Origin of the sequence: Pedobacter sp. GR22-10 (genome assembly GCF_026239715.1) — a bacterium.
Lineage (GTDB): Bacteria > Bacteroidota > Bacteroidia > Sphingobacteriales > Sphingobacteriaceae > Pedobacter.
Map to the genome: position 1 here is coordinate 1 of NZ_JAPIVR010000003.1, position 12,666 is coordinate 12,666.

Sequence of the window (12,666 nt, forward strand, 5' to 3'; positions counted from 1 at the left end):
AATTACCTGCTCACACAATCCAAAAGATAAAGTCATGCCGTTACCACCTAAACCATTAATGATGGTTACACCTGGTGCTACTGCCATAACCAGTTCGGTTTCGCTGTTTTTCATTTTCGGATACATGCCATTCCAGGTTTGGATGAGGCTGTTATCTTTAAAATGGGTAAAGGTTTTCAAATATTTTATAATCAGCTGGTTGATAAAATCCTTGTCGAAAGGATCATGAACCAGGCCATACTCATGCGAATCGCCGATGGTAATTTCTCCGGTATGGTTTTGGGCCGCCATTCCCCTATCGGTTGGTGTCTCACCAACCGATACATCCAACTCCCCATTCGTGAGACACCCACAGAAATATATACCTACATGTTCATAAGATATCAACAAAAATATTGATAAATCAGAAATCTTTAATTTAACATCTATTCAAAAATTGAATAATTTCTAAACCATTTCATAATATAAAATCATCATCAGCTTAACACTACAATAACACCTTTGCGGTCAGATAACAAATCAAAAGCTGATCATGATTAAAAATTTACTAATTGCAGTGATGCTGTTTCTATGCTATACCACGAACTCGGTAATTGCACAAACCACACAAGCATCAATTTCCGGAATTGTGACGGATGAACAAAAGAAACCAATCCCAGGCGTTTCTGTACAAATTAAAAACAACTCTACTGGTTTTACCACCAGAACATCTACTAATGCCCAGGGAGAATATACATTTAAAGAATTACCATTAGGCGGACCTTATACGGTTAAAGCAGTTTATGTTGGTTTTGGAGAGCAAAACAGAAATGGTTATATGCTTAATCTTGGCGATGTGGTTAAGGTTGATGTTGCCATGCAAGAAGCCTCACAAAATTTGGAAGCTGTACAAGTTGTAGCATCAGGCTTAAGAAATAAGGTTCAGAATTTTGGCGCTTCCACAGAGATTTCAGCTAAAACCATGAATCAATTACCTGTAAATGGTCGCAATTTCTCTAATTTAATGGATTTATCTCCATTGAGTCGAGGTGGAAATATTTCAGGCCAGTTAGGTTCATCAACCAACTACACAATTGATGGTATGAATGCTAAAAACCCAACTTCAGCAGGGGCCACAACAAGCCGTAGTGGTGCGCCATATTCTATCTCTATCGAAGCTGTCCGTGAGTTTAAGGTAGTCACTAATCAATATGATGTTACTTTAGGCAGAGCAGGTGGGGGTACCGTAACTGCAGTAACTAAATCAGGTACGAACACCGTAAGCGGAAGTGCATTCATGTATGGAAGAGCAGACTGGTTATCCTCTCGTTATGATATCAGAGGTGTAAAGCGTGATAACGACTTCTCTACTTACCAATATGGTTTTACTTTAGGCGGTCCGATTATCAAAGATAAATTACATTATTTTGTGGGCTGGGATCACCAGAGAGATGCTCGTCCGTTAATTATTGCTGATGTAAATGGCCCTGAAGATGAAGCTAGGTTTAGAATTACAAACAGCACACTTGAACAATTTCTTGGTATTGCACGTGCAAAATATGGTGTAGCCAATACGCCTCAGTATGGAACTTTCGATAAAAAACGTGGTTCTGATGCCGCATTCGCACGTTTGGATTGGCAAATTAATGAGAAAAATTTATTAACCATTCGTAATAACTATACCAATGATAGAAATCCGCTTGGTTTGGCAGATAATACGGCTATCACATTCTTTGAAAGTTATGGAACTGATAAAAATGTTGATAATAGCTTATTGGCAACTTTACGTTCAACCATTAATAGTAAGGTAACCAATGAACTGAAGGTTCAACATTTGTACACTTACCAGGCCAGCACACAAAATAGCGAATTAAATGGTGCAATCCCTAGAGCCCAGGTGTATAATATACCGTCTACACTTTCTAATGGCGCTTCTGTTGGAACTGATATTCAAATAGGTGGTCACCGCTTTGGACAGGAAGGCTTTACCAATAACGTTTTACAGTTGGTAGATAATTTTTATTATAACACGGATAAGATCAAATATACTTTTGGTGTTGATGTGATGTACACAAATGCAAAATCACTCTATGGTAGTGAGGTAAATGGTCGTTTTGAATACCGTAACACAGGAACAACGATTAGCTCTCTACAAAACTTTGATAACTTAATCCCTAATAGATATTACCGTGAAGTGCCATTGATGGCAGATCCTACGGTTAAAGCTGGAATATGGAACACAGCTTTATATGGCCAAATGCAAACTAACCTAGCTAAAGGCTTAGAATTTGTAGGTGGTTTACGTGTTGATTATAGTTCTTACCCTACATCACCATTGAATCAACAATTGTTCGATGCAATCGGAATCAGAACAGATCATAAATTAAAACAATTCTTAATTCAGCCAAGAATTCAATTTAATTGGGATATTAATGAAAACAGAACAGACTTCGTACGTTTTGGTGCTGGTATCTTTGGATCAGATATTAATAATTACATGACTATTAACAACCTTACTTTTGATGGTAAGCACTTCGCTACAGTTGATGTATTTAATGAACTTGTTCCAACTCCTAATTTTATAGGATATAGAAATGGCACCGTTGCAACCCCAACTTTAGTTTCCCAACAATTACCAACGATCAACACATATGCTGAAGATGCAAAGGTTCCTGTAGTTTATAAAGCCAACTTATCATACAGTAAATTAATTACTGATAAATTTAAAGTTGGGATTACAGGTTATGCAACTTTAGGCCGTAATAACTATATGTATGTTGATCGGAACATGGTAGCTAATCCATATTTTACATTAGCTAATGAAGGAAACAGAGGTGTTTTTGTACCAACCGTAAATGCAAGCAACGGTGTTGCAGATTGGAAATTAGGTCGCTTAACTAACCAATTTGGTCGTGTGCTGGAAATGAACAGCAAAGGGAAAGTAAACCAGTTTGCTGTTGTATTAGATGCTACCTGGAATTATTTTAGAGATGGAGAAATCTCCGCAAGTTTTACTTATAATGATGCTAAGGATAATACTTCATATAACGGTAATGTAGCTAATACCGCGACACTTTCACTTCCAGTAAAAGATGATCCGAGAGATTTAAGTAAGATGTCATACTCAGATGGTCAGTTTCGTAATAAAGTAGTGGTTTACGGAACATTACCTACATTCTACGGTATAACTATTGGTATACGTTATTCAGGAATTGGCGGTACGCGTTACAGTTTATTATCCGGTGGAAATATCAATGGTGATTTCGTAGCTACAAATGATTTAGCTTTTGTTTTTGACAGAAATAATTCAAATGTTCCTGCCAGTGTTCGTACTGGATTGCAAACCCTCCTGGATAATCCACTTGCAAGCCAAAGCTTAAAAGATTATATAAATAAATATTCAGGTCAAATTGCGGAGCGTAATGGTGGTGTTAACGGTTTCTATGGCATTGTTGATTTACGTATAGCCAAGAAAATTAAAATCTATAAAACACATAATATTGAAATTTCCGGAGATATCTTCAACTTTGGAAATTTATTAAACAAGAAATGGGGTGTTAACGAAACTTTAGGATCCCAAGCTTTATATGCTGTAACAGGATTTGACAATGCTGCAAAAGCATATTCATACAGGGTAAATAACACCGGTATTGTAACCCCATCGGGTAACCCTTGGCAGGCGCAAATCGGTTTAAGATACGGATTTTAGTCACTGAAAGATACCCTGTATCTTTCCAAAAAGTCATAAAAAAAGGGAATGGATTTTAATCCGTTCCCTTTTTTTATGTTTGTACAATAAACAACAAAACTTTAATGGGATTATTATTAGACTACCTGAAAAACCACAAGTGGATTGTGGCTTTGGCTTTATTGCTGGCGGGTTTCAATATTGGCTTTTCACTTTTAGATCCATATATCACCGGAAGAATTCTGGACCGTTTCATTAATCAAAAAGACAAATTAACCTATGCCCAATACCTTTGGGGCTCACTGGGCTTAATTGGTTTAGCCATTGGTGCAGCCATGGTTTCACGGATAGCCAAGAACTTTCAGGATTACTTTACAAGCGTAATTGTACAGAAAGTGGGTGCTAAAATGTATGCTGACGGTTTGCAGCACTCTTTAAAATTACCTTACCAGGTTTTTGAAGATCAGCGCAGTGGCGAAACTTTGGGCATTTTACAGAAAGTCCGCTTAGATTCTGAAAAGTTTATCACCTCTTTCATCAGTATCTTATTTGTAAGCTTAATCGGGATGATCTTTGTAATCGTTTATTCCGTTTCTATCAGTTATAAGGTTACTTTGGTTTATTTTACAGCTATCCCAATTATTAGTTTTGTCAGCTGGTTTTTAAGTCGGAAAATTAAAACCATTCAACGTTCTATTGTTGGTGAAACAACCGCTTTGGCAGGTTCTACTACAGAATCATTAAGAAATATTGAACTGGTTAAAAGTTTGGGCCTGGCCAACCAGGAAATTGAACGGTTAAACAAAACCACTTATAAAATTTTAGGCCTTGAACTCAAAAAAGTGAAATATGTCCGCAGTATGAGTTTTGTTCAGGGTACCACAGTTAACCTGGTTAGAAGCACCATGATTTTGGTCCTGCTACTACTTATTTTCGATAATGCTATCACTGCTGGCCAGTATTTAACATTCCTTTTTTACTCTTTCTTCCTTTTCGGACCACTGCAGGAGCTCGGAAATGTGATTTTAGCCTGGCGCGAGGCGGAAGTGTCTTTAGGAAACTTTAAAAAAATTCTGAGCACGCCAATTGATAAAAAACCTGAAAACCCGATCTCCATTCAAAAAATTAAAGATTTAACATTTAGCACTGTCGGTTTTAAACATCAAACGGCTAATAGAAATGCTTTGGAAAATATTTCCTTCAAAACCCATAACGGTCAAACCATAGCCTTTGTTGGTCCTTCGGGTTCGGGAAAAACAACTTTAGTAAAACTTTTAGTAGGTTTATATCAGCCCAAAGAAGGAGAAATTTTATATAACGGAATACCAAGCAAAGAGATTGATCTTGACGCTTTGCGTGAGAAAATCGGTTTTGTAACGCAAGACACACAACTGTTCTCAGGCACCATCAGGGAGAACTTACTTTTTGTAAATCCGAATGCAACCGACGAGCAATGTTTTCAGGTATTGAATCAGGCAGCTTGTCAAACTTTACTGGCCAGGGCTGACAAAGGCTTAGATTCATTAATTGGTGAAGGTGGTGTGAAGGTTTCCGGTGGTGAAAAACAACGTTTATCAATTGCCAGGGCATTGTTGCGCCAACCCGATATTTTAGTCTTTGATGAAGCCACTTCTTCATTGGATTCTATTACAGAAGAAGAAATAACCAAAACCATTCGTTCCGTTTCGAATTTAACTGATCACATCACTATTTTAATTGCACACCGTTTATCAACCATTAAACATGCTGATGTGATTTACGTTTTAGAGAAAGGCCATATTATTGAACAAGGCAAACATGAAGCCTTAATTGCACAAAATGGTTTGTATCAGGCCATGTGGCGCCAACAAATTGGCGAAAGGATTGTTGAAGCTTAATAAATCTTCGTCATATGTTATTAGCACAAGTAGAAAGCAATCAAATTGCGATCATTATCATTATTGCCGCAATACTATGGCTGGCATTTATAATCATAACCTTATATCACTTATCAAGAAATACCAATATGCTTTTTCCGGTTAAAGCACTTTGGTTTATTATTATCCTGTTCGCCCCGTTTATAGGATCAATCGCTTATTTGGTTTGGGGTAAGAATAGAAAGTTTTAAACTTTTTTTGCAATTGATTTTAAGAGGCTGGTATTATTAATTGAAATGTTATACCGGGCCTGTTGAAGGACATATGAAAAACGTCTTTAACAGTATTCTGACAAGCTATCATTGACGTAATTGCTGAATAAATTATCCCTCAACATGACAAGTCTAGATATAATACAGCCTTTCAAAAACTAAACCGCATTCGCAGTTTGTTCATTAATATCCTGCAAGCTTAGCTTCGTTAATGATTTAGTTTTTAACCAGGTAACAAATGCAATTCCAATCGTCATGCTGCCACCAAAAACAACTGCTGGAACCAGGGTTAATAATTTAGCAGACAAACCTGATTCAAACTCTCCAATTTCATTAGATGAACCAATAAACATACTGTTTACGGCAGAAACCCGCCCACGCATTTCATCAGGTGTAAGCAATTGCATGATGGTTTGACGGATGATCACACTAACGCTATCAAATGATCCTTCCAAAAACAAGAAGAATAGGGTGAAGTAAAAGTTTCTTGAAAGCCCATAACAAATAATACTGAGCCCAAATCCGGTAACTGCAATTAATAAATTACGCCAGGGTTTTCCCATAGGCGAAAATCTGGTCATCAGCAGCATGGTGATTACAGCACCTGAAGATGCCGCACCACGCATCATCCCTAAACCAAATGATCCCAAATGAAATACATCTTTTGCAAAGATGGGCAATAGTGCTACAGCACCACCAAAAAATACAGAGAAGAGGTCAAGGCTCATTGCCCAGACCATCATCTTGGTTTTAAATACAAATTGAATTCCTTCTTTTAAACTATGAAAGATATTTTCCTTTGGAACATATTTTGAAGGGTGTTTTTTTAATGTGAAGATGCAAATTAAGGAGATAGAAACCAGGATAACAATCACACTATAAGCTGCAGTAATACCCCATAACCAATTGACCAGACCTCCTGTTAAAGGGCCGATAATGGTGGCTAACTGCCAGGTACTACTGCTCCAGGTACTGGAATTGGGGTATAATTCCTTAGGTACAATTTCGGCCATTAATGAGAATGTTGCCGGACCAAAAAAACCACGTGCAATACCAATACAAAATACTAGGCTATACATCACGAGTACGATCAAATCTTCTTTAAGGTGAAGATACCGGCTGGTAATGATCAGCATTAAAACCGAAGCCAGCCAAACACCAGAGAAAATTTTAATCAGTAAGCCACGCTTTTCACTTTTATCAGCAATGTAACCGCCATAAAGTGCAATTCCGATAGCAGGAATAGCTTCACATAGTCCTACCAACCCCAACTTTAGCGGATCATGAGTTAAATCATAAATATGATAACCGATAACAACTGCCTGCATCTGGTAAGCCAGTGTAAAAAAAAATCGCATCCCCAGAAAGGACCGAAATTCTTTATAACGCAATGCGGCGAATGGATCTGGTTTAACGATTACGGAGTTAGAATTTGAATCTGACACGGAGAAGAGTTTATCTGCAAAATTAAGCTTTGAAATGGAATTATTGGAATAGATAAATACTGAAAATAGATTATTTTGCAGATAAGTTGGTGAGGCGTAGCACAGGTTAGCCGGTAAATTAAATGCCTAAACATGCAACCTTCCTAAATTCCCGCCTTACCTAAATGAAAAACCCGATGAATAGTCTTACAACTATCCATCGGGTCGAATTTTAGATGAGAATCTTAGTATCCAGGATTTTGTTCCAGTAAATTATTTTTATTCACCTCATCACGGCTAAATGGCCTGAAATAAAGCTTATTGTCCCAACTGCGACTTTCCTGTGCATTTTCAGTAATTGGGGTATAAGTATAGTCGTATACCGTAGCATCATAATGGTAAGGCGCCGACATGGTTTTACCTGCCTTAAATTTACCGGTAACCTTAATATAAGTAACTTTTCTGCCTAATGTTTCTTCTGCAATTAACCAACGGCGGGTATCGTGATAACGTTGTTCCTCATAAGCCATCTCAATACGGCGTTCGTGACGGTAAGCTGTGCGAAGATCTGCCTGACTGGTTGCAGTTACAGCCGGCATCCCTGCCCTGAAACGGATTCTATTTAACCAGGTAGTAGCATTGGTTAATTCTCCAAGTTCTATACTCGCTTCAATATAATTAAACACGGCTTCGGTGTACCTGAAAAATGGCCATGGAATGGTTTGAGGTGCAGAGGCATCTACGATATTCGGATCCGGATCAATAAATTTATGGTAGTAATAACCTGTCCAGCTGCCATTCCAGTTTTCAATTGAACTGGTCCTGGTATCTAAACCTTTAAAATCGATGACGCTGCCGTTGCTCACCAAATCATATACGCCGGTTTGAATCTGATTGGCCGGATCTACATTACCTGATGCTTTATCGCGTGGTTTCCAGCCAGCACCATCATATAAAATGGTGGCATAAAAGCGTGGATCCCTGTTTTGATAAGGGTTTGCCTTCTGTGCCGCATTGTTCCAGCTGAATTTACTTCCGTCGCTCATTTCATAATCATCAACCAGCAGACCAATCGGGGTATTACCGGCCCAGTTATGGTAACCGTTGGGGCCATTCTGCTGTGCATGCCTGTTATTGCTCAGGGTGATGAAATATCTTCCAAAAATCAACTCTGAAGCGGCTGATGCATCAATACCTGGTGCCTTACTACCTCCGCCCATGGCGATACTTTTAAAGTTTAATTGCCCGTCAGCAGCCGGTGCAGAAAGTGTTAGCTTATAACCTGTACCCGCATCCAACACTGCTTTGGCAGCTGTTTGAGCCAAACGATAACGCTCTGTTTGATTACCGGAAGCATAAGACAGAAAATCTAATTTCTGTGCTGGTATTCCGCTGATTTTTGCTGTAATTTTTGCCCGGTCATGAAGATCACTTGCTGCATAAATCAACACCCTCGATTTTAGTGCCAGCGCGGCTAAAGCATTTGTACGGCCCTTATCTAATGTTTTGCCGGTAAGTAATTTACTGGCTTCATCACAATCTTTAACAATAAAGTTAACACACTCTTCATAAGTATTACGCTTAATCTTAAAATCATCATTTAAGCCATAGGTTTTAGTGATAATGGCTACCGATCCATAATAACGTAAGAGTTGCTGGTAAAAATAAGCCCTTAAAAAATAGGCTTCTCCTAATAATTGGTCTTTTAAACTTTGGCTGCTCAACCCGTTATCTCCGCCAGTAATTCTTTCAATGGTGATATTGCAGGCCCTTATTCTATTGTACATTTGTTTATATCCCCAGGTATCATCAACCCATCCCAATGTAGAGGGGTTAATGGTTGCATTATTAACCAGATCAATACCACGGGTGGGGTGTGTAAACAGGGCTTCATCTGATACAGATGCCAGCATTTGCTCAGAAAAGCCACCATTACTTAAACCATTGTAGATATCATTAACAAATGCTTGGGCAGTTGCCGGATCTTTCCATACTGATTCTGCCGGCACCTGGCCAGGTGATTCTACATTTAAAAAATCTTTTTTACAGGAGACTGCAAAAATAGTCGTGAAAATTAATATGTAGAACTTTATATTTTTATTTATTGCTTTCATATTCTTGATTGTAACGGTTAAACTTGATTACATTTTAAAAAGCGGCCTTAATGCCAAAATTGATTACCCTGGCCTGTGGATAATATTGTCCGCTAGAATTAGTTGATTCGGGATCCCAGATCTTGATTTTATCCAGCGTAGCCAGGTTTAATCCGTTCGCATAAACCCTTACGCTATTCAGACCTACTTTTTCGACCAGCTTATTTGGAATGGTATAACCTAACTCCACATTTTTAAGCCTGATGTAATTATTGCTCCGCAACCAATAGGTATTGTTCAGTGCATTGTTGCTATCAGTGTAATAAGTAGCTCCACGATTTGATAAACGTGGATCTACCGAACTTGGATTCTCAATGCTCCAACGATTTTTGTACGACCACTCTAAGAAATTACCAATATCTCCAGATTCTGTGATTCCTACAATCTGCATGCCTCCGGTTGCACCTTGGATGAGCACAGATAAGTCGAAACCTTTATATTGTAGGTTTAAGTTAAAGCCACCAGTAAAGGTTGGCGTTCCGTTTTTATCCAAACGTATTTTATCATCAGCATTAATTTTCCCGTCACCATTAATATCTTTAAACTTCATATCACCCGGACGCAGATTATTGGTTAATGCACTATAATTAAGCGTATTCGCATTAATTTCCGCCTGATCTCTAAATACACCGTCATAATCATATACCAGCCAGGCATTGGTTACCCTACCCGTAGTGCGCTGCCATTCCGGAGCACCTGGTGTTTCATCCCAGAAAATAATTTTGTTTTTCGCATAACCGCCATTTACGCTCACGCCAAAATCTAAATCGCCAACCCTATCGTTATAACTCAACTTAAACTCGAAACCTTTATTGTTTACCTTTCCTAAGTTAACAGGTGGTAATCGGTCGGTAATGCCAGAGCTTTCAGGTACTGAACTCCCCCTGCTAATCAGAATATTGGTCCGTTTATTATAGAAATAATCCAATTCAAGAGATAGTTTGTTATTTAGAAACGATGCATCCAAACCTACGTTGGTATTATTGGCCACTTCCCATCCAAAGTTGAAGTTTGGCACTTTACCTTCTGTTAGCGTTTTAGTAACAAGATCATTAAAGATATAGGTGCCAAAATTCATTAAGCTGAGGTATTGATATTCTTGCAGTACATCCCCGAAATAGGCCTCCGCACCCATCTGACCATAAGATGCCCTCAGTTTTAAATTATTGATGAACTTAACATTGTCTTTGAAAAAAGACTCTTCAGATAAACGCCAGCCCACTGATACACCAGGGAAGAAACCAAACCGCCTGTTGGTTGGAAAAATGTATGATCCATCTACACGCCAAAGAAATTCTGCCAGGTATTTTTCTTTATAGTTATATCCAGCCCTCCCGAAATAACTTAACCGTGCTCTATTGAAAAGACGATTGGGATCATTTGGATCATCTAAATTACCTAACGATTGTTCGCGTTCATCACCTGCCAGTAATTCCTGAACAGACCTTGAAATAAAGTATCTCCTAAAAGCTGTAAATCCATCATTTGCAACTTTTTCACGAGTTACGCCAGCCATTAAACCAATATTATGATCACCAATTTTTTTATCATAATTAATCATTCCGGTCAGGTTGATAGCCAGTTGCCCACCGGCAGTTTCCCTTAGCCTGGGATCGGTATATTGTGAACGCACTGATCCGGTTAAAACCGGTGTTACCCCATCCGCCTCGAATGTTTTTTTATCCCAGTCATAAAGGGTCCATGGCAATTGCCAGTTTTTCTGCCTTCCGGAATATTTATCAATGGCAGCCGTTCCGGTTACTTTTAAGCCCTCCACTCCAGGTATTTTAACCTCCACCTTACCGGTAGTCTGGAAGTAATCTCTCACATCCTTGTTGTAACCGGTTAAATCGGTAGTAGAAACCACCGGGTTATAGCCATACTCAATATCTCTGCCCGGTAATCCGTTTGGCCATATGGCAATTTCAGTTGGCCTTCCCCGCATTAAAAATCTAAAAATATCTCCTGCACCAACTGTTGGGAAATTACGGTTCTCCTCTCTCGCCGTTACGCCTAAAGTGGTGGTAATATATTTACTTAATTTTGCTTCCAGGTTGAAACGCATGTCATATTGTTTATAGCCTGTGGCAGAATTTTTATAATAGCCATCCTGATCCAGATATCCTAAGGAAACCAGGTACTTTACATTTTCACTGCCCCCATTGATCTGAACATTATGCCTTTGCTGAGGCGACCAGTTTTGAAAAGTGGTTTTAAACCAATCGGTATTTGGGTAACGTAACGGATCTGAACCATCACCAAATTTTCGGATTTCATCAGCTTTATAAGCAGCATTAATTGTTTTTCCTCCTGTAGAAGTATAGGCACCAGTAGATTTAAAACTGTTCCATGCGGCCGCCCATTCATTTGGATTAAGATCAGAACCAAAGATATTGAGTTCATTCAGAATTTCAGCATATTGTACCGAATTAGTCATTTTTGGAATCCGCGTAGGCTGTTGCAGGCCATAGCTAAAGTCATAAGAAAACTGAGGCTTGCCAGATTTACCCAGTTTGGTTGTAATTAAGATTACCCCATTAGCCGCTTGCGAGCCGTAGATGGCAGCAGATGCATCCTTCAACACGGATACACTTTCAATATCGTTTGGATTTAAGCGTTCTATACCGCCCGCACGGTTTGGTATCCCATCAATTACGATCAATGCGTTATTGTTTCCAAGCGAGTTTGTACCACGAATCCGGATCGTGGATCCGTCGTAACCAGGCTCACCACTGCCTTGCAGGGCCGTTACACCGGGTAAACGTCCGGCCAATGAATTAGATAAATTTACAGACGATGATTTGGCCAGTTCTGTACCTTTTACGGATGCCACAGCACCGGAAACAACAGCTTTCTTTTGTGTGCCGTAACCTACTACAATTACTTCTGATAAGTTCTGATTATTTTCCAGTAAACGAACGGTAATACTGGTTTGATTTTTAACCTGCACTTCCTGATCGGTATAACCTACGTAGCTAAAGATCAAGGTAGCATCTTCAGGAACTTTTATACTAAATTTACCGGTGCCATCTGTTACCGTAGCTGCTGTACCTCCCTTCAGTTTGACACTTACACCTGGGATAGGTCCTTTGGCATCATTCACCTGCCCTTTCACTACAATATCCTGTAGTAAAGGCTTGTAAAGGTAGAGACGTTTTTTTTCCGGTAATGTCTCAGCAGAAAAAGTCATAAATGGTGAAAAAACGAAACAGCTACCATACGCAAGAAACATGCTTTTTCTGGCAAAATTCTTCCATAGATTTTTTTTCATGGGATTTGATTTATTTGGTTAGG

General features: G+C 38.9%; 7 protein-coding genes. 3 read left to right on the forward strand and 4 right to left on the reverse strand.

Annotated features, from left to right (window positions below; genetic code table 11):
* The coding region (locus tag OQX64_RS12665) for an FAD-dependent oxidoreductase (RefSeq protein ID WP_322974956.1) at positions 1 to 291 on the reverse strand (291 nt) is incomplete at its 3' end.
* 241 nt (positions 292 to 532) lie between these two features.
* On the opposite strand from OQX64_RS12665, the gene OQX64_RS12670 reads away from it, so the two are divergent.
* The 3 genes from OQX64_RS12670 (at position 533) to OQX64_RS12680 (ending at position 5,774) form a co-directional block, all read left to right on the forward strand.
* On the forward strand, positions 533 to 3,688 hold the full coding sequence (locus OQX64_RS12670; RefSeq protein WP_265819053.1) for a TonB-dependent receptor: 3,156 nt from the start codon (positions 533 to 535) through the stop codon (positions 3,686 to 3,688).
* Positions 3,689 to 3,792: 104 nt separating this feature from the next.
* Positions 3,793 to 5,544 carry an ABC transporter ATP-binding protein gene (locus tag OQX64_RS12675; RefSeq protein WP_088299541.1) on the forward strand — a complete coding sequence of 584 codons (1,752 nt, stop codon included), beginning with the start codon at positions 3,793 to 3,795 and terminating at the stop codon, positions 5,542 to 5,544.
* A 14-nt stretch (positions 5,545 to 5,558) separates the two neighbouring features.
* Positions 5,559 to 5,774 (forward strand): PLDc N-terminal domain-containing protein, encoded by a 216-nt coding sequence (locus OQX64_RS12680; RefSeq protein ID WP_088299542.1) that lies wholly within the window; start codon positions 5,559 to 5,561, stop codon positions 5,772 to 5,774.
* A gap of 179 nt (positions 5,775 to 5,953) precedes the next feature.
* On the opposite strand, the gene OQX64_RS12685 is transcribed toward OQX64_RS12680, so the two are convergent.
* From OQX64_RS12685 to OQX64_RS12695, 3 genes are all read right to left on the reverse strand, one after another.
* Entirely contained in the window at positions 5,954 to 7,240 is a 1,287-nt protein-coding gene (locus OQX64_RS12685; RefSeq protein ID WP_088299926.1) for an MFS transporter, read from the reverse strand.
* A 224-nt stretch (positions 7,241 to 7,464) separates the two neighbouring features.
* Positions 7,465 to 9,333: a RagB/SusD family nutrient uptake outer membrane protein gene (locus OQX64_RS12690; protein WP_265819054.1), complete on the reverse strand. Its 1,869-nt coding sequence runs from the start codon at positions 9,331 to 9,333 to the stop codon at positions 7,465 to 7,467.
* 34 nt (positions 9,334 to 9,367) lie between these two features.
* Positions 9,368 to 12,643 carry a SusC/RagA family TonB-linked outer membrane protein gene (locus OQX64_RS12695; protein ID WP_265819055.1) on the reverse strand — a complete coding sequence of 1,092 codons (3,276 nt, stop codon included), beginning with the start codon at positions 12,641 to 12,643 and terminating at the stop codon, positions 9,368 to 9,370.
* Between the last annotated feature and the right edge of the window lie 23 nt (positions 12,644 to 12,666).

Bases quoted from the DNA above. Each gene is read 5' to 3' on its own strand.
- OQX64_RS12670 (WP_265819053.1), top strand. From the start codon at position 533: ATGATTAAAAATTTACTAATTGCAGTGATGCTGTTTCTATGCTATACC.
- OQX64_RS12675 (WP_088299541.1), top strand. From the start codon at position 3,793: ATGGGATTATTATTAGACTACCTGAAAAACCACAAGTGGATTGTGGCT.
- OQX64_RS12680 (WP_088299542.1), top strand. From the start codon at position 5,559: ATGTTATTAGCACAAGTAGAAAGCAATCAAATTGCGATCATTATCATT.
- OQX64_RS12690 (WP_265819054.1), bottom strand. From the start codon at position 9,333: ATGAAAGCAATAAATAAAAATATAAAGTTCTACATATTAATTTTCACG.
- OQX64_RS12695 (WP_265819055.1), bottom strand. From the start codon at position 12,643: ATGAAAAAAAATCTATGGAAGAATTTTGCCAGAAAAAGCATGTTTCTT.